This window comes from Ruania suaedae (genome assembly GCF_021049265.1).
In the GTDB taxonomy this organism is placed as follows: Bacteria; Actinomycetota; Actinomycetes; order Actinomycetales; family Beutenbergiaceae; genus Ruania; species Ruania suaedae.
The window spans coordinates 2179835-2203817 of sequence record NZ_CP088018.1 but is presented as its reverse complement, the minus strand read 5'-3'; the positions used below and the strand labels follow the sequence as shown (position 1 = coordinate 2203817).

9 protein-coding genes are annotated in these 23983 nt (G+C 68.0%); 5 read left to right on the top strand and 4 right to left on the bottom strand.

The genetic code is table 11. The features are described 5' to 3' along the window. Positions 1-115 precede the first annotated feature (115 nt). The 5 genes from LQF12_RS10135 to LQF12_RS10115 all read left to right on the top strand — a co-directional run bounded on the left by LQF12_RS10135 (position 116) and on the right by LQF12_RS10115 (position 16920). A complete protein-coding gene (locus LQF12_RS10135; RefSeq protein WP_231052814.1) occupies positions 116-646 on the top strand; it encodes a helix-turn-helix domain-containing protein in 531 nt (176 codons plus the stop codon). Positions 647-671: 25 nt separating this feature from the next. Further along, complete coding sequence (locus LQF12_RS10130) at positions 672-1265, top strand: PIN domain-containing protein (protein ID WP_231052813.1); 594 nt, start codon at positions 672-674, stop codon at positions 1263-1265. 65 nt (positions 1266-1330) lie between these two features. Beyond that, positions 1331-7693, top strand: coding sequence for a DEAD/DEAH box helicase (locus LQF12_RS10125; protein ID WP_231052812.1), 6363 nt, complete (start codon positions 1331-1333; stop codon positions 7691-7693). Further along, a complete protein-coding gene (locus LQF12_RS10120) occupies positions 7693-9909 on the top strand; it encodes a UvrD-helicase domain-containing protein (RefSeq protein WP_231052811.1) in 2217 nt (738 codons plus the stop codon). Before LQF12_RS10125 ends, LQF12_RS10120 begins: the two co-directional genes overlap by 1 nt. An 84-nt stretch (positions 9910-9993) precedes the next feature. After that, on the top strand, positions 9994-16920 hold the full coding sequence (locus tag LQF12_RS10115; RefSeq protein WP_231052810.1) for an AAA domain-containing protein: 6927 nt from the start codon (positions 9994-9996) through the stop codon (positions 16918-16920). Positions 16921-17054: 134 nt separating this feature from the next. Here LQF12_RS10115 and LQF12_RS10110 read toward each other — a convergent pair whose 3' ends face one another. Genes LQF12_RS10110 through LQF12_RS10095 form a run of 4 tightly spaced genes read right to left on the bottom strand, consistent with a single transcriptional unit; the run spans position 17055 to position 23982 of the window. After that, on the bottom strand, positions 17055-17732 hold the full coding sequence (locus LQF12_RS10110) for a DUF6308 family protein (RefSeq protein ID WP_231052809.1): 678 nt from the start codon (positions 17730-17732) through the stop codon (positions 17055-17057). Positions 17733-17771: 39 nt separating this feature from the next. After that, positions 17772-20936 (bottom strand): C-terminal helicase domain-containing protein, encoded by a 3165-nt coding sequence (locus tag LQF12_RS10105; protein WP_231052808.1) that lies wholly within the window; start codon positions 20934-20936, stop codon positions 17772-17774. Further along, a complete protein-coding gene (locus LQF12_RS16425) occupies positions 20933-22783 on the bottom strand; it encodes a phospholipase D family protein (RefSeq protein ID WP_290370682.1) in 1851 nt (616 codons plus the stop codon). Before LQF12_RS16425 ends, LQF12_RS10105 begins: the two co-directional genes overlap by 4 nt. Beyond that, the gene (locus LQF12_RS10095; RefSeq protein WP_231052807.1) at positions 22780-23982 is read right to left on the bottom strand and encodes a DUF6361 family protein; all 1203 of its coding nucleotides are present in this window, start codon (positions 23980-23982) and stop codon (positions 22780-22782) included. The genes LQF12_RS16425 and LQF12_RS10095 overlap by 4 nt, the downstream gene beginning before the upstream one ends. Position 23983: the final 1 nt, after the last annotated feature.

Here is a 23983-nt window from a genome sequence, read left to right as displayed (position 1 = left end):
GCGCCCAACCGATCGGACCATCAGCGATCGTGCGCAATGTGCTGGCGTCCGATCTATTCGAACGTTACGAATAGTGTTACGATCTGTGCGCATTGCAACTGGAAGGGAGATCGTCATGGGCGACACGATGGAGCAGACGTATCTGCCGAGCGACACGCCAAGCCTGGCGAAGATCCACAGCTTCCTCGATGCTCACGCGGCGCGAGGAGGGACGGTCAAGCCGCGCTACCTGCTGGTCGGCGCAGATGAGGGAGAGCAGGTCGAGCTGACCGAACCGATCCACAGGGCGTTGGTACAGATCGTCGACGCTATGCAGCGTGGCCGAGCGGTCACGGTGGCTCCACAGTCGATGACGCTGACCACCCAGCAGGCGGCAGACCTACTGGGCGTAAGCCGTCCCACAGTCGTGCGCGTCATCGATTCGGGAGAGTTGCCTGCCGATCGAGTGGGTAACCGTCGCCGCTTGAAGCTCGAGGACGTCCTGGCTTATCGCAACCGAAGGCGAGCCGCCCAGTACGCAGCACTCGACGAACTAGCGGTCCAGATCGACGACGAAGATGATCTGGAGTCTGAATTGGCGCGGTTGAGAGCGGTTCGCTCGAACTTGTCGCCACGGGAAGGTGCCGCGGGTACTGACCTGACGTGATCACCGGTCATGCCACACTCGGGACATGTTTGCGGCGCTGCTCGACACGTGCACCCTGTGGCCGAGTCTGCGTCGGGACCTACTCCTCTCACTGAGCGTCGAGGATCTCTACCGGCCGCTCTGGAGCTCAGCAATCCTCACCGAACTTGAACGCGCTGAGCGCATCAAGCGTGAAGAACGAGGCACCGACCCGGAGAAGGCTCGGGTCGCTGCCGAACATCTCGTCGTCACCATGGCCTCCGCATTCGACGATGCCTGCGTGCGCGACTGGGAGCCCCTCGACGGCACGTTCGACCTGCCGGACAGCAATGACGAGCACGTGCTTGCTGCCGCCGTCACCGGCAAGGCCGACGTGATCGTCACCGAGAACCTGAAGCACTTTCCTCGCGCACAGGTTCCGCGCCATATCGAGATCCAGACGCCAGCCGACTTCGCGGCGCACACCGTCTCGGTGAACCCGCAACGCGCCGGGGAGGCCGTCACGAGAATGCTGGCACGGTATACGAATCCACCGGTCAGCCCGGAGAGATTTCTCGACCTCATCGTGGAGCGCTACCGGATGAGCGAGACGGCAGAGCGACTTCGCGGCGTCATTGTGCCCGGCAATGATTGCGAGTAGCGCTGTGGGTGCCGTGGGCCGAGATGGCCAGACGAGTGTCTGTGCCCTCTGACAGGATCGGATCCATGAGTGAGCTGATCCCCGTCACCCAGGCGACGCGACTGCGCAGAGCGCTGTCCGAGTACCTGGGTACGACATTCTCGCTCGCCGACCCTGAGACCCGCGCTGCGCTCGAGGACTTCCTTACTGATCGCGAGCACGGCATGTTCCGCGGTCCGTATGTGCGCCTCCGGTTGCCGTTCCGTCCCGCTGAGGATGGGTGGCGTGACTCGCTTGAGTGGTACGAGGGATTCCCGCCCTACGGTCACCAAGCCCGCGCGTTCGCCCGCCTGAGCAGTCTCGGTCTCACTCCGGACCAACCGCGCCCACAACCGACACTGGTCACGACCGGCACTGGTTCAGGCAAGACCGAAGCCTTCCTCTACCCGATCCTCGACCACGTCCGCCGCGCCCGCAGGCAAGGAATCCGCGGCACCAAGGCGATCATCCTCTACCCGATGAACGCCCTCGCGGACGACCAAGCAGGCCGGTTGGCCGCCCTGATCGCCGAACACGCCGAGCTCGCCGATATCACCGCAGCGCTCTACACCGGCCAGGAAGGCCCCGAGCGCAGCAAAGTTTCGGCGGCGGGCCTCATCACCTCCCGCGAAGTGATCCGAGACCAGGCACCGGACATCCTGCTCACCAACTACAAGATGCTCGACCAACTCCTGCTCCGGGACCGCGACGCCCGGATCTGGCAGCAGAGTGCCACCAGCCTGCAGTACCTGGTGCTCGATGAGTTCCACACCTACGACGGCGCCCAGGGCACCGATGTCTCGATGCTGCTGCGCCGTCTTGGCCTCACGCTCAAGTCCTACTGGACCGACGACGGTCCTGCCCTCACCGAGGAGGACCACCGACGGCCCCTTGGACGCGTCACTCCGGTCGCCACCTCCGCCACCCTCGGCGACGGTGACAGTTCCACTATGCGCGACTTTGCTGAGACCGTCTTCGGTGAAGCATTCCCGCCCGAGGCGGTCATCACCGAGTCGCGACTGAGCGTCACGGAATGGTCAGGCGATGCCGCCGCCCGCATCGGTGAGCGCGGCTGGGCGCCCATGGAGTTCACCACCCTCACCGCATTTGACCCCGATCGGGATGAGAAGCGAGACGTTCCACCGGAGGAGATGGCGCGTCTCGTCCTTGCCGCGATGTACCGAACGCCGGACGGGAACACCGTCGACCTCACCGATGCCGAACCTACGGTCCTTCTCGACCTCGTCAAGGCGCATCCCTTCACTGAACGCCTCGTCGACGCCACCCGCAGCGCAGCAGACCTGCACGACCTCGCCCACGCCCTTGTGCCCCGCGGCCAAGCTGAGAACCGCAAACAGGCACAGGTCGACCCGGTGGCCGCACTGAGCCGATACCTCGCCGCGCTCAGCCACGTGCGGGCTACCTGCGGGCGTGCCGCGCTCTCGGTCGACACCCACCTCTGGACCCGCGAGCTCACCCGACTCGACCGAATGGCCGCCGGCAGCCCCACGTTCGCCTGGAGCGACGATGGCGTCCTCACCGGTGCCGCATCCGGCTCCGGAACGGGCGTCATGCTTCCTGCGATCTACTGCCGCCACTGCCACCGCTCCGGCTGGGGCGTGATCCTCGCTCCCACCGGCAGCGACCTCGATACCGACGACACCGACATCCGACGGCGCCATCTCGCCGGCGAGGAACGCTTCCGCTCGCTGCTGCACGCACCCGAGGAAGACCAACGAGCACGCGACGAGGAGGCCACGGTCTCGAACCTTGCCTGGTTCCTCGTCGAGGAACGGCGTCTCGTCGTCGCCCGCCCCGACAAGAGCATCCTCGACGCCGGTGGGGCGCTACCCGTGCTGACTCACCGCGGTGAGGACGCCGGCAAGGACTCCAAGGAGGACGTGTGCCCGTCCTGCCTGCAGAAGGACGGCATCCGGTTCCTCGGCTCGGCCATCGCCACCATGCTCTCGGTGAACCTCTCCGCCCTGTTCGGCACCGACGGACTCGACGAACGCGAGAAGAAGGCGCTCGTCTTCACTGACTCGGTTCAGGACGCCGCCCACCGTGCCGGGTTCATCCAGGCCCGATCCCACAGCCTCACGCTGCGCTCCGTTCTCCGACACGCCCTACCCGACGACGAGCCAGTCACCATCCCCGAGCTCGTCCGCGCCGTGCTCGAGGGTGCTAGTGACAACCCTCACCACCGGTACCGGATCCTGCCGCCTGACCTCGCCGACCGGGACAAGTTCGCCGAGTACTGGAGGCCGCATGCCTCCTCTACGGCCCGTGCGAGCGCGCGACGCCGCGTCGAGAAGCGGCTCACCCTCGACGTGATGCTCGAGGTAGGTCTGCGTTCCGGCGTCGGCCGCACCCTCGAACGCACCGGCACCGCAGTCGCGAATGTCGATGTGGCACCCCAACTCCTTGCTCAGGTGGCCCGCGAAGCCATCGATGCGGCCGGTGGTACGGGCACCCTGGACACGTTCGCTCCCACGGAGAAGGACCTACTCGCCTGGGTGCGCGGTGTGCTCGAACGGATGCGCACCCGAGGCGCGATCGAGCATGACTGGTTCACCAAGTTCCGCCGCGCCGACGGAAACCGATGGGCCATTTGGGGCGGCCGGCCCCGTCACGAGGGCATGCCGGCCTTTCCCGCTGGCGCCAGTGCGCCGGGTTACCCCCGCATCGGGGGAGCGCCCGCGGCCAAGGATTCGGACATGGACCCGCTCGGTAGCCCACGTGGCTGGTACGCCACCTGGACCGGCGCCGTCCTCAACGTCGACAACCACGACGGTGCCACCCTCGTGCGCCATCTGTTCACCCGACTCGACCAGCGCGGCATCCTCGGGGTCGAGGCATCAGACAGCCAGGCCACCACCTATCACCTGCGGCCCGAAAGCATCGTCGTGCGCGCCGCACAGTTGGACGAACTCACGAGCGGATGTCTCGCCCTAGCCTGCGACACCTGCCACGACATCACTCCGGGCGCCCCCGAGACCGTCGACCAGTTGGACGGCGCCCCCTGCCTCGTCCAACGCTGCACCGGCCGCCTGGTGCGCCACCGAGACGGAGAGAACTTCTACCGGCAGATGTACGCCGGGCATGACATCCGGCGCATCATCGCGCGCGAGCACACCAGCCTGCTGCCAGACAAGACCCGCCTCGCCTACGAACAGCAGTTCAAGGCCCCCACGCCCGCACCGGACGCGCCCAACGTGCTCGTGGCCACCCCGACCTTGGAGATGGGCATCGACATCGGTGACCTCTCCGCCGTCGTGCTCGCCTCCCTGCCCCGCACCGTGGCCAGTTACGTGCAACGCGTGGGCCGGGCCGGCCGCCTCACCGGCAACTCCCTCGCCCTCGCCTTCGTCACCGCACGCGGCGACCAGCTGCCCCGGTTTACCGACCCGCTCGGCACCATCAACGGAGAAGTGCGGCCCCCGGCGACCTACCTGGGAGCCGAGGAGATCTTGCGGCGCCAGTACCTCGCCTGCATCGCCGACGTCCTCGCCCGCCGCCCCGATGCCCCCCACCCCGCCCGCGTGGACCATGCACTCAGCAGCAGCGACCCGGGCACCTACCTCGGTGAGATCATCGACGAGGCCGAGACCCATGCCGAGGCCCATCTGGCCCGATTCCTCGGCGCGTTCGCTACCCTCGGTACGGACGCCGTCGCCTCGTTGCGGGAGTGGGCCACCCCGACCGGAGGGCCCGGAACAAGCGCGATCGCCGCCCGCTGCCACGCCGCCGCGCGCGAATGGCAACACCGCCTCGAGACCCTGCAGTTCCGCCGTCAGGAGATCGAACGCAGCCTGCCCGAGCTTCGGCAGAAGGCTGACCTCCCGGCCGCCACCGAGACCGACCAGCGCGAGTTGCGAACCGCCGAGGCCGCCCTGCGCCTGACCAACCACCAGCTCGCCGACCTGCGCGGTGAGTACTGGATCTCTGCTCTCGAGGAAGCAGGCCTGTTCCCGAACTACACGCTGCTCGACGACTCGGTGAAGCTCGATGTCGCCATCTCCTGGATCGATCCCGACACCCAGCAGCACCAACGCGACGCCGTCTCCATCGAGCGTGCATCAGCCCAGGCCCTGCGCGACTTCGCCCCTGGCAGTACCTTCTACGCCCGGGGCCTCGCCATCGACATCGACGCCGTCGAGCTCGGACGCGACGGCGAAGATGTGCGCACCTGGGCCGTCTGCCCCGCCTGCGGATACAGCATCGACCTCGGCCCCGACGGCGGACACCGTACCGCGACCGCCTGCGCGCGCTGCGGAAGCCCCGGCATCGCCGACCTGCGTCAACGCGTTGACGTGGTGGAACTACGGGAAGTCTCCTCGGCCATCCGCCGCGAGGAAGCCACCATCAACGACAACCGCGACGAACGCGACCGCACCTCCTACCAGGTGGTGCTCGCCACCCAGCACACCGCCGACCACGTGCGCAGGCGCTGGTACGTGCAGGACTACGACTTCGGCGCCAACTACGTCCGCGACATGACCCTGCGCTGGCTCAACCTCGGCCCGCGCAGCAGCCGGGGCAGCGCCTTCACCTTCGCCGGTCGCGAGGTGAACGCACCCAAGTTTCGACTCTGCGACAGTTGCGGGAAGAAGGACTCGGCCACGGGACGCAACAGTCCGCACGAGCACCGGCCCTGGTGCCCGCGACGGCGTGAGCAGGGTGAGCACACCCGCTCACTCGCGCTCGGGCGCACCTTGCGCACCGAAGGGCTGCTGCTGCGGCTGCCGCGCACCGCCACTCTCGGCGACCAGTTCGCCGTCCCCAGCCTGCGGGCGGCGCTGATGCTCGCGCTGCGTGAGCACCTCGGAGGCGCACCGGATCACCTGGCCGTGGAGACCGTCGTCGACCCCGCAGCCGACGGCACACCCCTGGAAGCACTGCTCCTGCACGATATCGTCCCCGGCGGCACCGGCTATCTCGCCGAGCTCGCTGACCCGGCAACCGTCTGGGGCATGCTGCACACGGCGTGGCGCCTCCTGCGGGACTGTACGTGCCAGGAGGACGACAAACTCGCCTGCGACCGGTGCTTGCTGCCGTTCGCCGGGGTACACGAGGTCCGCTACGTCTCCCGCGCGGCAGCCGAGCGTCACCTGCGCACCATCCTGCTCTCCGGGAAGGCGACCGACGATGCCGTTCCGGAAGCCATGTCGTGGACGGTCACCGAGGAGGAACCGGCGGCACCGGACAAGGAGAGCCAGCTCGAGCAGAAGTTCCGGCAGGTGCTGCGCACCCGGCTCGACGCCCTGGGAGCGACGGTGGTGGAGCAGCCCACCGACGTGGGCAACGCCTGGCAGATCACCTTCGGCGGGGGAGCGCGGTGGCGGTTGGAGCCCCAGCAGTTCCTGCACGGCGCACGGCCCGACTTCGTGCTCAGTTCGGACCGGCCCAACATCCCCGGCGTGGCCATCTTCACCGACGGCTGGGGTTTCCACGCAGCCCCAGATCGCAACCGCCTCGCCGACGACGCGCATAAGCGGGACGTCCTTCGGCAGGCCGGGTATCAGGTGCTCGCCCTCACCTGGGAGGACGTCGAGGGTGCAGAGACAGAGCGGCCGAGCGAGATACCGGCTTGGTTCGAGCCGGATGCGGTCCCCATGGTGCTGCAGACTGCGGGCGACGGGTTGCGGACCGCGAGTGTGGACCTGGCGCGCCGAGGGCCACTCGACCAATTGGTGCAGTGGGTGCAGAGCCCGGATGTGGTGGCCCGAGAGCAACTCGCTCGCTGGCTCCCGCTGTTCACCCTGCCGCGTGCTGAGAGCGGCACGAGTGATGCGAGCACGCCGCTCGCTCGGGTGGCGCTCGAGGCGCTCGATGGTGGGTCGGTCGGGGGTGGTGGTGCCTCGACCTTCGTGTGGCGGCGCGGGGCCGTGGCTTTCGGAATGCGACTGCTGCCTGGGAACGCGATGGCGTTCGAGACCGCGCTCGTTCTCGACGACGCGGCCGACGTGCTGGGCCCGGATCACCGCCAGGCATGGCGGACGTGGCTACATCTCGCCAACCTGCTCAACCACCGAACGGAACCGTCCGTGGTCACAACGCGCTCCGCCCTCGGCAAGCAGGTCGCAGTGCCGGTGCGTGCACCGCAGGGTGACCTGCGGTGGTCGCCGGCATGGGAGGTTGTCTTCTCCGCCGCGGCGGACGACGCCGAGCGCGATCTGCTGCGAACTTTGGCACCGCTGGACGCCGGCGGTCTCCCGGCACCGGTACTGGGCGAAGAGGTCGACACCGGCGACGAACTGATTCCACTCGATCTCTCCTGGCCGGGAAGGCGAGTGGCGATCGTGGGCGATTCGGCGGTGCATGCTGATCTGGAACGCATGGGCTGGCAGGTGGTGTCACTGGACGTCGATAGGGTGCGTGACGTACTGACCGACGGAGGGGGGCGCTGATGCCGCAGATCATTCATGGGCCGAGGCAGAGGATCAGGCTTGACGGTTCGGTGAGGCGGGCAGCCTATGACTTCCTCGAGAAGTTGCAGGACGACGACACGCTGCCCGGTCTCCATGTGGAGCCCATCAACGGCAGCGTCGACCCGCGGGCGCGCACCGGCCGTGTCTCCGACTTCTGGCGTGCCGTGCTGATCAAGGTGGGAGACGCGGCGAACAGTTACATCTACCTTGGGGTGCACCCTCACGATGAGGCGATCGAGGTGGCGAAGACGGTCGCCATCCGCATCAACCCCCTGAACGGGATTCCTGAGCTCACTGCGACCCCGCCGGTCGCTCCCGTGGCACCCGTAGCGGCGCCGAGGCCGAGGCCGGATGACATCGACACGACCGCCTACCCGCTGCTCGAGACCCAAGGGATCTCCGTCGAGGACCTACGTGAGCTCGGCATCGACGCCCAGGTCGCGGAGCAAGTGGTGACGATCGCGGACGAGGACACGCTCGAGGAGTTCGTGCAGACGATCCCGAATTGGCAGGGCCTGGCGTTGCTGGACCTGGCGTTCGGCAAGGGGATCGACGGCGTGCGGGAGTCGCTGCAGATCAGTACCACGCGGCGTGACATCTCCGAGGACGACACCGGTGAGGCGCTCATCGAAGCGCTCCAGCACCCGGCAGCCCGGGCAGAGTTCGCGTTCATCGGTGACCAGGAAGAACTCCGCGAGGTGATCGAAAGCGATGACTTCGCGGCCTGGCGGGTGTTTCTCCACCCGGAGCAACGCCAGTACGCCGAGAAGTCACGAAATGGATCCTTCCGACTCTCCGGAGGGGCCGGGACCGGCAAGACCGTCGTCCTGCTGCATCGTGCGCGGCACCTCGCTCGGCAGAACCCGAACGCCCGGATCGTGCTGACGACCTACAACCGGACCTTGGCTGAGGCGCTGCGTTCCCAACTGCAGTTGCTGGATGCTTCGCTCCCGATGGCGGATCGACTCGGACAGCCGGGCATCTTCGTTGCCGGGGTCGATCAGATCGCATACCAGTTGGTTCGTGAGGCCGGTGACGCCCTGGGCGGGAGGGAGGGGTCCGAGGGTGCCGTTGCCTCCGTGCTCGGGCCCAGGACGGTCAAGGTGCAGGAGGTGACGCCCTCGACGCGATGGCACGAGGCTGTCTCCGGCATGGGGGAGGCCCTGCCGACCGAGTTGCGCAGTGTCACTTTCCTGGAGGCCGAGTACAACACGGTCGTGCTGCCGAACCGTATCCGCGAACGTGGCGAGTACCTGCGAGTGCGCCGCCCGGGGCGGAAGGTCCCGCTGGATCGGGCACGGCGCAACGCCGTGTGGTCGGTGTTCGAGGCTTACCGTGCCTCGTCAGCGGCGGTCGGCAGCGCCGACTTTGACGAAAAGGCGATGATCGCCGTGTCCTACCTCAACCAAGGCGGGGCGCAGCGGGTGGCCGACCACGTCCTTGTGGACGAGGCGCAGGACCTGACACCGTCGCGACTGCTGTTGATGCGAGCGCTGGCTGAGGCCGGGCCGAATGACCTCTTCTTGGCGGAGGACTCCCACCAGCGGATCTACGGTCAAAAGATTGTGCTGTCGAAGTACGGAATCAATATCCGGGGACGGTCGCGCCGCTTGACGTTGAACTACCGGACGACGCACCAGAATCTGCAGTTCGCGGTGCAGGTGCTCGGGGATGACTCGGCGTTCATGGACCTCGATGCGGAACCGGCGGGAGCGGCCGGATACCGGGCAGCCCGACGCGGCCCGGAGCCTGAGCTCGTTGCGACGGAGGGGCTCGTCGAGGAGTACGAGCGGCTCGCTCAGGTGTTGGCAGAGTGGCTAGAGGTGGTGGATTCCCCGGAGACCATCGGTGTACTGGTGTACGGCAAGGGAGTGGGGGAGTCGGTGCAGCGGGCCTTGGCCGAGCGTGGGATCGAAGCGCGGTTTATCGCTTCGAACGCGGACCTCGCGCCGGGGAAGGTCTCGGTGATGACCATGCATCGCTCGAAGGGGATGGAGTTCTCTCGTGCGGTGCTGTTCGGTATTGAGGCTGGTTCGGAGCCATCGGCAACGTACTCCGAAGGACTGCCTGAGCAGGATCGCGCGGACGCACTCCTTCGGGACCGGTCGCTGCTCTACGTGGCCGCGACTAGAGCGCGTGACGAGTTGGTGGTGATGTGGCGAGGCGAGCGCAGCGACCTGCTACCCGCCGGGTGACGGACGTGTCGGAGGCGACTGTCATCATGGGCGGGACGCGGCCGCAGTGGTGATCTGGCTCGCCGTCCTGACGAGGAGACATCAATGAACGACGATCTTGGCCCCGACGACTTGGCGTTGGGCCTCCACCCGGCTGGTCAGCAAGTCCTTGAGGCATTCGAGGCAGCGGTCGGTGCTAGGGCGGAGATTGCTCCTGAGGAGCCTGGGGCCAAGGTGGCAGTCAAGGTGGCGGAGCGAACGACTGGCTTCGCCGTTGCAGAGGGAACTGAGTTGCGCATCGTGCCGTTCGTGGGTGACGCGGTGACCAGGGACCTTCCCTTTGTGCGCGACGTTCGTGCTTCCTGGGTGGAAGGCGAGGCGGAGATTGTTGTGGATGTCGCGTCGCTTTCCACGGACGCCGATCGTGCCCAGACCCTCGAGCTCATGCGAGGTGCCCTTGAGTACTGGGAAGGGCAACCACAAGCATCGAGCGCGCCCGACGAAGGGCTGGAACCACTAGACGCTACGACGATCGCAGCGCATCTCAGCGCGGTGGTGAGTGATTCGTGGTCGTGGGCTTCTTCGGCCGCCAAGATATCGCAGATCAGTGAGATCACTGCCGATGTGTCGGAGCCGCTCGATCACGCCCGCTTGACCATTAGCGTCCGAGACGCCGACGTGGTCTTCGGTGATCGGACCCTCTTCGATGGGCCGCTGGATAGTGGCCGCGAGGCGTGGTCGAGCGTTCATATTCCGTTGTCGCCCCGAGTCATGTCGCAGATTGGGGAGCGAGCCACTGCAGAGTGTCACTTCGTCCTCGAGGATGCGGCCAGTGGGCGGGTGTTGGCACGGCATCACACTGCCATTGACGTGCAACCACGCGACCTGTGGTTCTGGGACGGCGATCCGCGGCCCGGTAGATCGTCCGACACGCTAGCGAGGGCATTGCTCGCATCTTTTGTGCGCCCCAATCATCCGGAGGTTGCCGTCGTCGCGCGCGAGGTGGCGGTTCGACTCGGTAAGGAGACGGGCGATCCGGGCTTCCACGCCTTCCAGAGTCCTGACCCCGGTAAGGCGCAGGCGCGTGTCGATGCGACGGTGTACGCGATCTACCGCACTCTCGCGGAGCGGCAGATCGCCTACTCTGAGCCCCCTCCCGAGTGGGACTATCGGTCGTCTGGCCAACGCATCAGGGACCATGGCGACGTCGCCAGGGGTGGTCTTGGTACGTGTATGGACACCACTGTCCTCATGGCCGCTGTGATCGAGCAAGTGGGACTTCACCCGGTCCTTGTGCTCGTGCACGGGCACATCTTCATCGGCTATTGGCGGCGCGATCCCTTCGCGTCCGCTGGCCCGGTCGCAGAGTGGTACCCGAACACTCCGGTGATCGAAGACTCGAGCCAGGTCGGCCGACTCATTGATGGCGGCTGGCTCGGGGTCATCGAGACGACCGCCTTGACTGTGGGAACTGATATTTCAGCGGAACGTGCGGGCGTGGTTGCTCGCAACAATCTCGCCGAGGCTCTTCCCGACACGTTCGTTTCCTTGATCGACGTCGTTGCCGCGAGAAAGGACGGCGTTTCGCCACTGCCAGCGGTTACGCATCGCTCCGACGGTGTCACCGAGATCATCGAATATCGGCCGGGCGAGGCCGACGGCGTCCTCCGAGTCGAGACCGAATCGGATCAGCAGCTGTCAGGCGAACGGCGCATCGACAGCCACCCCGCGAGGTATCGCACATGGAAGTCCTCGCTCTTCAGCCTGAACGCCACCAACGCTCTGCTCAACTTGGGCACGAGCGCTCGCGTCCAACCGATCGTCATTCCCGAGGAAGGCCTCGGCACGCTGGAGGATCGGCTCCATCAAGACGTGGCGTTCTCCCTTCGTAGCGGGTGGGACGTTCCGGAGCTCTGGCACGCCAGAGATGTCCGCAACGCGCTCGAACTCCTGCGGGCCCACGGCTCCGAGAGTTCCGAGGATCTGCTTGACCGGATGAAGGACCGGCAACTCTACGTTCAACGATCGAAAACAGTGAAGGGAAGGATCGACCCCGCGAGCCATGCCAGTTTTGTCCGCGAGATTCGCTCGATGGCCCACCGGGCGAAGACAGCACGTGAGGAGCGCGGCATGAATCCGCTCTTCCTCTGCCTCGGGCTCCTGCGATGGCGGCACAAGCCTGACGCCTATGCCGAAGCGCCCATGATTCTCGTTCCGGTCAACATCGCCGTGGCGCGCGGACGCCAGGAGATTGTTCTCTCGCTCGACGCCACGCAGCAGACGACGCCCAACGCCGCTCTCATCGAGTGGTTGCGTCGCGAACACGGCTTGGTCATCCAAGGACTCGCAGAACCGCAGGCCGACCGCGCCGGCGTCGACGTCGACGGAGTACTGGCGGAGGTGCGCACGGCTATCGCCGAACGTGGCCTCGATCTCGAGGTAGTCGGCGAAGCCAAGCTCGCCACGCTCGACCTGGCTGCGTTCCGGATGTGGCAGGACCTCAACGCGAACGCCGAGCACTACTTCGAACGACCCCTCGTGCAGCATCTGGTGCACACCCCCACGGAAGCGTTCGAGGATCCAGCCGCCCCGTCCGAGACTTCAGCCCCGCAGAATACGATCGAAGAGGAGCTTGAGAAGCTCGAGACGCCGATTCCGGCGGACTCTACTCAGAAGCGCGCCGTGGCCTGGGCGCGAGAGGGTCGGACGTTCGTCCTGCAGGGGCCACCGGGTACCGGTAAGTCACAAACGATCACGAACATGGTGGCGGAGTGCCTGCTGTCGGGGCTACGGGTGTTGTTCGTCGCCGAGAAGGCCACAGCGCTCTCCGTGGTGCAACGTCGGCTGGAGTCCATCGGCCTTGCCCCCTTCTCCCTCAACCTGCACCACGAGGGCTCCAACGCGAACGCAGTCCGATCGCAGTTGAAGGCGGCACTCACCGCAGCTGTCAACCCAGACGCGCTCGCTATGCAGAGCGCCCAGCGGCAACTTAAGAACGCGCGCTTCGAGTTGATGCAATACCCGCAACAGCTCCACGAGAAGAACGCGGCCGGTCTCTCGGCGTACGGCGCACACGATGAACTGCTCGTCCTCGGGGACGGGCCTCGCCTGCCCTTGCGGCCCTCGACCGTCGCCCACGAGCCAGAGCGCATCGACGCGCTACGGGAAGCGATCGAAGACCTGCAGCGCTGGACCGTGCCGGCGGGGGTGCGTCCGGACCATCCATGGCGGTTCGCGGGAGTTGGGCGCGGAGACCCGTTCGACGTCGAGGCTGTGAGCGAGGACCTGCGGTCAATTCTCGACAGCAACGAACGAGCGCGCGCTCTCAGCGGGCCGCTCAGCGATGCGCTCGCGGCTGCTACCCACCCGAGGCAGCTCGATGCCCTTGCCTCCGCCGCTGCACCATCCCTGCCGGTGGGTGAGGAACTGAAGGCGGTCCTGGCAGCCGACTGGCCGGAACGAGCCGCATTGAGCGTGAGTGGGTGTGAGAGGACGGTCCAGGAGTGGGCGCCGCGATTGCGTGGCTTCCCTCCGGAAGTCCTCCAACAGGACCTGGCCGGCATCGCGGCCCAGTTCGAAACAGCGACTTCTTCGGGACTGATCGGCCGCAAGCGGCGCCAGGTGGCAGCCATCGCTTCGGTTGCGCCATGGGCCCCGCCGACGGCACCGCTAGACCCCAGCAACGCCAGCGCTGTCCTGCACGATCTCCTTGCTGTCCAGCGAGTAAGCGAGGAAGTGCGTTCGACCATCGCATACGTGCCAGGGCTCGCAGGTGCAGGTGTAGTCCCAGCCAACCCGTTCGTTCCCGGGGCGCTGAGTCCAGCACGCGGGAGGTTCGAACAATTGATGGGCGCGACCCGAGCCCTGCGATCCGGTGACGAGTGGACACGACGGGTAGTAGGGCTCGCTCTAGACGGGCACCTGGCCGGGCAAACAGAAGCCCTTGCCGCCTTCTCGCGGGCGTGGCGGAGCGTGTGCGCACACCTCGCCGTCGAGGACGATGACCTGACGGCCTGGCGCGGTGACCTTTCGCTCATCGAGGCAACCGCCCGATCGGCTGACGCATGGCGGCAGGCAGTTGACTTCGAACGCCTTGTGCCACTGCAGCGTTGGTGCTCGCTCGTGCGCAAAGTGGAACCGATGCGCGCCGCGGACCTGCACGCTGAACGGGCGCGCCTTCTGGAGGGGGCGCTGCCTGCGGACAGCGCTGAAGAGGCACTGGCGCGTGGCGTGGCACAGGCCTCCTTGCACGAGCGGATGTCCTCGAAGGGGCTCGACCGCTTCGACGCGCTTGCTCACGATCGGCGCGTCAACTCCTACGCCGCGGCCCAAGACCAACTCCGCACGCAGTGGACGACCGACGGACCCGCCCGACTTCTGTCTCGTCGTGGCGGAGATGGACGTGGCTCCCGGACTGGAGCATTGGCGCGGGAACTCGAGAAGACCAACCGCAAGCTCGGCACTCGTGCGCTCCTGAGCAAGCACGGCGAAGCGGTCCAGGAACTCACGCCTCTGGTGTTAGGCAGCCCGTCCTCAGTCGTCGACCTCATCCGCCCTCGCGTCATGGACTTCGACGTCGTAATCTTCGACGAGGCGTCTCAGATCACCGTGCCGGAAGCAGTGGGAGCCCTTGGACGTGCGCGTGCCGCCATCGTGGTTGGCGACAGCAAGCAGATGCCACCCTCCCGACGTGTCGGTGGAGCGTCCGTGGACGACGAGGAGGTCGGCGATCCCGACGCGGACGAGATCGTGGAGGATCAGGAGTCGATCCTGAGCGAGTGCGAACTCGCTCGGGTACCGACCCTGACACTCAGTTGGCACTACCGCAGCCAGGACGAGGCACTGATCGCCTTCAGCAATCGGCACTACTACGGCGGCGACCTCAGCAGCTTTCCGACCCCCTCGTTGTTGTCGGCCGAGACCGGATTGGAGTTCCGACGCGTCCGTGGGCCCGGCGGGCTCGAGTCGGGCTTGTACCTGCGTGCCCGAGCCGAGAAGGTCAGGCTGACCGACACGATCACGGCAACAATTAACACCAACCCCTACGAGGCCGTCGAGATTGTCGACTACGTCCGGGAGTTGGTGAACAGCTCGTCGGCACTTCCCTCGATCGGGATCGTCACGTTCAACGAGCAGCAGCGTCAACTCATTCAGGACCTCCTCGAGGACACCGGGGACGCGCGCGTGCTCGAAGCCCTCGACGAGTCGGTCATGGGACGAGGAGAAGCCCTGTTCGTGAAGGCCCTGGAACAAGTGCAGGGCGATGAACGGGATGTCGTGATCTTCTCGATCGCGTTCTCCAAGCAGTCGAACGGCAAGGTCCCGACGAACTTTGGCCCGCTGTCCAACGCCGGCGGCGAGCGCCGCCTCAACGTCGCTGTGACTCGAGCACGCCGCAAGAATGTGGTGTTCTGCAGTTTCAATCCCGCATCGAACGACCTCGACGTCTCTGGGTCCAGTTTCCAAGGGCCGAAGGACCTCAAGGAGTTCTTGATCGACGCGCAGGCAGCGAACTCGCGCGGAGAGCCAGCCGTGTCAGAACACCGGGCTGCGATCCGAGATCGGCACCGCGACGAGATCGCAGACGCTCTGCGAGATGCGGGTCTGCACGTGATGGCAGATGTCGGCCTGTCCAACTTCCGGCTCGACCTCGTCCTCGCCCGCCCCGACAACCCGACGCGTCCGCTCCTGCCGGTGTTGTTGGACGGTGAGAGTTGGAAGCAGCGCTGGACGGTCTCCGATCGCGACGTGCTCCCCGTCATCGTGCTCGAAGACCTGATGGGTTGGCCCTCTATCGCCAGAATTTGGTGGCCCATGTGGCTCCAGAACCGCGATGAGGTCGTCGCCAGCATTCTGTCGGAGATGGAGCGCGCCGAGCAGATACTCGATGAGCGGGCAGCGGCCGTGGAACCACGTGAACCAGCCCCCTCGGACACGGTGGAACCTGAGGCTCCCGAACACCTCCCTGCGCGGACGGCGCCGGTCGAGCCACCTGCCGACGCTGGGTCGAACGGGTATTCCGCCATGACTCACCGTGTTGTGGATGCTGAGGCGCCGGCTCCGGTCAGCGAAGTCGCGCAAGTCTCAGACGGCACGAGTTTCGTTCCGGCGTCGACCGATGCTGTGGGCCCGCGCGAGGTCTTGGACAGGCTGTCCGAGCGGCGCGCCGTGGCACAGGTGCGGGATGAAGTTGTGGCCGTCGTCGAGTCGGAGGGTCCGATCGAGGTCGGCCGCCTCGCGCGCACCGTTGCGCGTCGATTCGGGCTAGCGAAGGTGAGAGCGGCAAGGATGGACGACATTATCCGGCTGATCCCGGCTGGACTGGTTCGAAGGGGTGCTTCCCTGGGCACGTTTGCCTGGCCGCAGGACCTCGACCCAGGCACGTGGCGAGGCTACCGCTACGATCCGACGGGTATCCGGACGTTGGACGAGATCGCTCCCGAAGAGATCGCGAACGCGATGCGCGCCGCCGTGCAGCCTCACGACGATCGGGGCGACGAATTGCTTCGCCGCACCGCCGCAGTGTTCGGTATTGCGCGTCTCGGCGCCCAGGTGCGATCGCGGCTCGAAGCTGTGCGCGACCTCATCGCTGAGCCACTGGTGGGCGAGCAAGTCCCAGTTGATCCGGCGCCCGCAACGGAAATGTCCGACGCCACTGATACGAACGATCTGACCGTTGAAGTCGAGCGACTCGCTGCGATTTTGCGAAACGATATTCAGGCAGGCAGCATGGGTGGTTTCGAAGCCGGGAATGGCTACATCCAGTGGCAGGGTGTGTCGGGCCAGGGCCTGTTCGTTGAGGTCGGCGACGGCAAGCCCTACGAGCAGCCGTTCGACTCGGTGCTGGCAGAACGCTTGAGATCCGTTGGTTGGCGCCGACCTGAGCCGTCCGAGGGATTGCGAAACTGTTGGTTCAGTCTCGAAAGGGTTGACCACAATGAGGTCGAGCACCAGCAGGCCGCGCGTCTCAGGGCGGCTGCTGAGGCAGTGATCTTGGGTGCGCGAGTGCTTAGAGAACACGAACAAGCATGACGCGGGATTTGACCTGGTGCACACGTGTGGACCGGCAAACTGAGTGATGGCGAGTTCGGTGCGCTCGAGCGGCCACTCGCGAGTCGCCGCTCGAACGCCATGACGCCGAAATTCTTACAGAAGGCGGGCTGCTTCTACCCGTTCATCCAGAGCACGACGTCGAGCAGTCGCAACTCCGGTTCGTCGAACTTGCAGTCGATACCGCTGTCCGCAGCGTAGTTCGCCGCATCGATTCGGACGCGTGCGAGTTCGCCCAGTACATCGTCGTTCTGCATCAGCGCTCGGAACACCTGCCAGTCCTTGCGCCGGTCGGGTCCACCGAGACGCAAGACGTTCACAACCACTCGGTCCCGCACCGGGAAAAGATTCGGTCGCTTGCGGGCCGTCACCTTGGACGTCGTGACCCAGGCGTACGGCCCGATGGCTTCGCGGACAGCGTCATGGAACGCGAACATCTTCGTGAGGAGCTCACCGTCCGCGCTGGAGAGCGCGGCGTCGACGGGTAGCAGCGCCAACCCGTCGAGCACGGCAGTCCTGAGCGGGCCATCGTCCAGGAACCTTCGCGTGGGCAGGGGGCGGATCTTCACGGCGAGCAGGCTGGTCGCGTGCAGGTCCGCAGCCGTGATGTCGCTGGGCGCCTCGGCGTAGCCAGCGGTGAACGACGCCCCGGCGTACGTGCGGGCCACGTCGTAGTAGCGGGCCACCTTTTCAGGGGTCCGTGGGTCGCGGAGTTTCGCGAGTGCGATCTCGCGGGTGGCTCGCAACGTCGCGTCGGGGATGGGCGACCAGTCGGTGGGGAGGCCCGTCGTCATCTCGCGAGGCTACAAGCCATCTCTCACCGCTGTGTTCGGTCAGCTGCACGCAGGCGGCGCCAGGTCGATCCGCGCCCACTCCAGCGCCGTCGCCTCGCCACCCACCAGCCGCACCAGATCCTCCTGCCGCGGCTGCCCGAACGCCAGCCGGTACGCCGCCACCTCGGAGCGCAACCGGCTGTACTGGGCGTCCTCTCGCGAGAGCGGCTGACGCGGCACGATCCGCTCGATCTGCGCCGGACCCGGGTACACCCAGCTCGGCCAGACTTCGCCGACATCTGCCGGTCGCTGCGCCGTCGCGGCATCGAACATCGCCTCCCAGGGATCCGATGCCGCCGAGTCCCGCAAGACCCCCGCGCCGTGTGCGGCCGCGACGTTCTTGCGTACGGCATGCCCCTGGTAACGGTGCACCCGCCCCTCCCGCTGCTCCAGGTCCACCGGGTTGCCGGGCAGGTTCCAGTGCACGATCGCGTGACAGTACGGGTGGAAGTCCAAGCCCTCCTGTCCCACCGACGTGCTCGCCAGCACGAACGGCCAGAACGGGGAGTTGAACGCCCGCCGCACCACGTCCTCACGGTCCTGCTGGCCCTGCTCCTCGGATTCCTGCCGGCCGAAGCGCACCGCGAAGTGGGTGCGCACCCCGTGGGTGCGCTGCACCTCGAGGTCCTCGGCGTCGTCATAGGTGGTCACTCGCGCCACCGAGGTACGCAGCCCCAGTGCCGCGCGCATCTGCTCGGCCACTGTCGCCACGCCGGCCCCGAATGCTCCCCGCAGCACCGCCGCCCACTCGTCGAGCACCGTCTGGATCCCGCCATCCACCCCATATCGCAGCACCGCCCGCCAATAGGCCACCTCCGGGTGCCAGGTCCGCACGGCACCCTGCGCCTCGGGGCGATTGAACCGGGCCCGCAGCGCTTCGGCCACCCCGAACGCCTCGGTGCGCACAGCGACGTCCAGCATGTTGTCCGCCGACGCCCCACGGGTCAGCGCTCGCAGCGCGCACACCCCGGGCCCGGCCACCGCGAGCCGGGCCAGCGCCTCCACCAGATCCGCGGGTCGGCGGCCCAGGTCCTCGGCACGAACCGCCACGGCGCGCCGCACGTGCCGGCGATAGGCATCCGGGGTCTCGTCCTCCTCGGCGGTCGCCGCCGTCGAGCGCAGCACCGCGGCCACGGCGTCGCCGCCCAGGTGCAGCGCATCCAGGAGGAACGGCGCAGCCCAGTACCACTCCTCATCCACCGGACCGTCGCTCGGGCCCATCGGAAGGTCCGCCAACGCCGCAGCCACCCGTTCCCGGACCACGGCAAGGACATCCTCGGAGGAGGGGACGCCGTCGTCGGAGGCCGGCTGCTCGCGGGCGATGGCGAGCGGATCGCCCAACTCGGCCAGGGTCAGGCACGGGTAGGACAGCGCCAGCGCGGGCATCCCGGCCTCGCGATCGCGTTCGGCGTCCAGCCGGTACTGCAGCAGCGGGCTGGGTTGGCGGGCGCCATAGGACTGCCGCCGCCCCTCCCAGCGCTCGGGCCGCAACCGCCGCTCCGCCTCGTAACTGAGCACCGCGCTGATGGCCTTCGGCACCACGTTCCACGCCGAGAACACCAGCAGCTTGGTCACGCTCGGTGCCAGCGCGAACGCCCCGCCCGGGCGGTAGTAGGGCAGCGACGGCGGCAGCCACAGCAGCTCGTGCATGCCTTCGGTCTCGGCCAGGAGGGCGCGCATCTTCGCGTTGCCCGGATCCAGTCGGGCGTAGCGCTCGAGTTCGGCGCCCAGGAGCACCCCGGGGCCGGACCGCAGCGCGGGCACGAGCGCTTCGTGGTTGCCGACCGCGGCGTCCAGCGCCTGCTTGAGGACGTAGCTGCCGGTGTCCATCAGGTGCAGCGGGTAGGGGCTGGAGTGCCAGAACTCGAACGGGTCGCGCACGCGGCGACCGCTCGTGCCGTCGATCATCGAGACCACCTGGCGCAGGTGTGCGTAGGCGCGCACGTCCTGCGCGGTCAGGGGAGCCTCGACCATGCGTTCGGCCAGCATGCCATTGCGCTGGGGATCGGCTGCGAGCCGTTCGGTGCGGCACATCACCTGACGGAGTCGTTGCTGCACCTGCTCGCGGGCCGCCTTCGCCGCGGACACGGCCGCCACACCGGCTCCGGGCAGCATCCCGGCACGCATCTGTCGCAGGCCCACCTGGACGTCCGTGGGCAGCCGCGGGTCGGCGTCACCGCCGAGGAACCGCAGCGTGCGGGCGAAGTCGCGGTAGTGGTCCTCCTCGCCGGCCTCGCCCGGCACCGTGTACATCTTGTACGGCGTGGCCGAGAGCAGCAGGGTACGCGCGGCGTTACCGGCCTCGTCCACGTGGTCGATCAGCTGCCGGGAGAGCTCGGCCTCGGGGCTCTGGTCATCGAGCAGGTGCGCGAAGCGCTGGAACTCGTCCAGGATCACCAGATCCGGCTCGAGCTCGGCCACGCAGGACTCGGCAAGCACGCGGCGCATCCGGGCAAGGATCTCCCGGCGCCGGGTGTTGAGCTCCTTCGGGATGCTGCGCTTGTAGTCGAAATCGGCGACGCACTCGGCGAGCTCGTCCCACAGCGGCCCGCCCTCGCCGTCCTGCTGGAGCCGGTGGACGAAGTCGTCGGCCAGGTCCGGATCCAGCGAACGGGCATCCTGGTCTCGCGTCTGGTTCAGCACCCACTGGAAGTTCTCCTCCCGGCAGCCACCCTGGAAGAAGCGCCGCCACCGGCGCGCCCGGACCGCCGACCGGCCCAGTGCCACCTCCAGCAGCACCAGCATCAGGGCACGCTCATCGCGCCGGCCGCTGCCCTCGTGCGTCAGCGAGGTGCCGGGAGTGAGCGCGATGACGTTCAGCCGCTCGTGCAGCCGGTGGGTGACGCGCGGCAGCAGCGTGAGCCGGTCCACCTGGATCTGATGCGCGCCCGGCGGGGTGAGCCGCGCCAGGTTCTGCCGGGCGATCTGCTGGTTGGAGCACACGTAGACCACGTCGATGCGCTCGACCGTCTCCCACAGCTCCTCGATCGACCGGGCGATGACGCCGCGAGCCACCATCGTCTTGCCCAGGCCCACCTCATCGGCCACCAGGAAACGCTTGGACGCCCCCGGCGCCCACAGCCGGTCGTGGGCGTGCTCCACCGTGGCGCGCTGGAAGTCCTTCAGTGGGGCCAGCGCCGCCGCCGTGTCGGGCCGGTCGGTCATGCGCGCGCCTCCTGGACTGCCTGCCAGAGCGGAAGGAAGCCCGGGGGGAGGAGGTTCGCGCCGTCGTCTGCGGCAAGGAGGTCCTCGACCACGTGCTGGATCCGCTCGAAGCGACCGTCCTGGGCGACGGCGGCCCGCACCAGCGGCTCATACAGCACCGCACTGGCGGCCGGGCCGGCGTCGTCGGAGGTGCTGCCGGTCGCGGCCACCGTGAGGAGGCTCTCGGCAGGGCCCGCCGCCCCGGGCGTGCCGTCGAGGAGGAAGAGCAGGTAGCGGGTCACGTCCTCGGTCTCGGCGAGCACGTCGCGTACCGCCGCCCGACGGCGCAACGCATCGTCGCCGTCGAGATGCACCTGGACGACGCACCGGCGGGTGCAGGTCAGCTCGGCGACGCTCGTGGTGGACTCGATGGCCAGGAACGGGGTGACGTGCGTGGCCGGCAGCTGCGTCCACCGCAACTCGACGCCCGGCGTGAGCCGAGTGGCGCGGCCGGCGGGCAGGCTCGCCAGCCACACGCGGGTGCGGGTGGCGGGCGGTTCGGCCAGGTCGTCGGGGGCGGTGATCGTCACCTCGAAGGTGTCGGCCGAGTCGGTCATGCGGGCCTGCCAGGGCCGGGATGCCAGGTGGCGGTGGAACTCCTCGAGGGCCATCGACGCCGGCTCGAGCGGATCCTCGACGGGCTCGGACAGCTCGGGTCGATACGTGGCCAGCACCCTGCTCAGGCCCTGCTCGCCTTCGAACACGGCGCGCACCCCGGTGGTCGGGGCCGGGCCGTCCAGCACGACGGCGACCTCCACGTTCCCTGCCGCCCCGCCCGGGTGGGCGTTGCCCCAGGCGGCGCTGGTCAGGTTCGCCGACCCGACGATCGTGCGGGAGGTGCGGGCGTCGAGGTCGGCGATGAGCACCTTGGCGTGCAGGCCCGAGCGCACCGGGTCGGTCTCCTGGGTGGGGGAGTCCGGCTCGGGTGGGTGGAACTCGGGTGCCTCCGGTGAGAGGTCTGTCTCCGGATCGGGTTCCGCCGTCGTGGCGAGGGTGAATGTGTGCCAGTTCTCGAGGGCGCGGCCACCGACGCGGTCGAGTGCCTCCGGGCGAGCCAGCAGGGTGCGGTCGGTGGCGCGGGGGAGGCGGGCGAGCTGGGTGCGGTCCAGGAACGGGCTGATCGCGAGCACGCGTCGCGCGCGTTCGGGGATCGGCCAGCTCGCACGCTGCCCGGGCAGTCCGAGCGGGAGGACGGCGGCGCCGGTGTACGGGGCAGGCGGAGCGAGGTGGGCGCCCGCCAGGGTGCGCGACAGGTCGGCGAGCAGGCGCCGTCGGGCGTGGGGGAGCGGGCGGATGGCCAGGTCCGGCAGGGCGTCCAGGAACGCGGTGATCGGGGCGGTGTCGACCGGGGCGGGCGTCTCCTGCTCGTCCAGGACGAGGGCGGTGTCCCAGGAGGTGTCCAGGGTGAGGTTGCGGCTGAGGACCACCACGCGGTGACGCTGCTCGCCGGCGGGGGAGGTGAAGCGGAGCGCCCACACCTTGGGGTGGAAGATCCGCCCCGGCGTCGGGGCGGTCACAGCGTGCACGCTCTCCTCCAGCAGCGCGAGCAGGCTGCGGTAGCGGGGTACGCCGATCGCGCCGGACTGGCAGAAGACGGTGACCCGGTCGCCGTAGCGTTGGACGGCGTCCAGGATGGCCACCGGGTCCGGCGGGCCGTCGGCGGATCGGTCGGTGAACGCCAGCGGCAACATCAGCGCGGCAGTGAGCGAGAGCGTGTAGGTGGTCGCCACGGCGCAGTCGAGGTCGAAGCCGTCCGGTGGGCGCAGCGCGTCGGTGAGCAGCGTGCGGGACTGGGGTTGCAGGCTCATGCCGCAGCCGCCAGGGCGGTGCGGACGTCGGTCAGGAGCGAGTGTGCGGTGGCCCATCGGAAGGTCGGCGCCGATCCTGCGGCGGCGGACCAGTCGAGGCGTGCGGCGGGGTTGCTGATCCGGGCGCGGGCGCCCTTGAGGGTGCGCTCGCGGTCGGTGAGGAGGCGGTCCGCCTCGTCGGAGGTGGCCCGGCCCGTGCGGGCGAGTTCGATCCAGCGGGTGAGGAAGGCACGGGTCGGTGTGCCGACGCGGGGCGCGAGGTGATCGATCGTCGCCCAGAAGTCCGGGAGAGACCAGGTGCGCAACGCGGCGTGGGTGGTCGGATCGTCGGCCCAGGCGGAGAAGGTGGCGTCGATGTCGCTGGTGTCGTGGTCGGCGGCGCGGCTGACCAGCTGGTGGTAGCGCAGGCGGGCGCCGTGGGTGGCGACGGCGAAGCGGCCGGCGTGGTCCAGGACGTGCCGGATCTGCTCCGGCAGGGCGGGTGCGGGCAGGTGCCACGGGCGGTCGACGTCGATGTCGACCTCGGGGTGACGCAGGAGCCAGGCGAGCAGAGAGGCGGAGGTGCGGGGCGCCGTCGTGATCCGTTCGGTGAGGACCTCCGCTTCGGTCGCGCTCAGGTCCAGCGTGGTGGCCTCGAGCAGGCCCTCGGGGGCAGGAAGGTTCGCGACGGCGAAGCGTGCGGGTGGGAGGGTGCGGGAGCCGTCGTCGTCGGCGTGCTCGATCTCGCGGTAGCGGCGGCGGGCGGTGAGTCCCGCACGCAGGGAGGCCGAGGGGGTGGCGTGCACGGGGGAGAGGTTCCAGGAGTGGATCGCGCTCCAGTAGATCGAGGAGGGCATGAGCTGCAGAGCTCGTCGGGCGGAGGAGCCGATGATGCCGGTGGTGCCGGGTGGGGAGCCGGTTACCAGCGAGTTGATGAGGCGGATCTCGTGCTGGCGGAAGCGCTCCTGCAGGGTGGTGGCGTCATCGCGTGGGCGTGCGCGATCCAGGGTGGCGTCCAGCAGCCATGGGATGAGGAAGACGTAGCGCACGCGGGTGTGCTGGGTGGAGGTGCCGGGGAAGAGGGCGTCGGAGAAGCCGTCGCGGATCTGGCCGATGCCGAGTTCGTCGGTGGAGCCCTTGTCCCGGAAGGCGTCGAGGACGTCGAGCATGCGGCGGCGCTCGGTGATGTCGGAGTCGAGCCAGGCGAGAGTGGAGGTCACG

What these genes read in the sequence shown, in the direction of transcription:
- LQF12_RS10135 (WP_231052814.1), top strand. Translation starts at nt 116, where the DNA reads ATGGGCGACACGATGGAGCAGACGTATCTGCCGAGCGACACGCCAAGC.
- LQF12_RS10130 (WP_231052813.1), top strand. Translation starts at nt 672, where the DNA reads ATGTTTGCGGCGCTGCTCGACACGTGCACCCTGTGGCCGAGTCTGCGT.
- LQF12_RS10125 (WP_231052812.1), top strand. Translation starts at nt 1,331, where the DNA reads ATGAGTGAGCTGATCCCCGTCACCCAGGCGACGCGACTGCGCAGAGCG.
- LQF12_RS10120 (WP_231052811.1), top strand. Translation starts at nt 7,693, where the DNA reads ATGCCGCAGATCATTCATGGGCCGAGGCAGAGGATCAGGCTTGACGGT.
- LQF12_RS10115 (WP_231052810.1), top strand. Translation starts at nt 9,994, where the DNA reads ATGAACGACGATCTTGGCCCCGACGACTTGGCGTTGGGCCTCCACCCG.
- LQF12_RS10110 (WP_231052809.1), bottom strand. Translation starts at nt 17,732, where the DNA reads ATGACGACGGGCCTCCCCACCGACTGGTCGCCCATCCCCGACGCGACG.
- LQF12_RS10105 (WP_231052808.1), bottom strand. Translation starts at nt 20,936, where the DNA reads ATGACCGACCGGCCCGACACGGCGGCGGCGCTGGCCCCACTGAAGGAC.
- LQF12_RS16425 (WP_290370682.1), bottom strand. Translation starts at nt 22,783, where the DNA reads ATGAGCCTGCAACCCCAGTCCCGCACGCTGCTCACCGACGCGCTGCGC.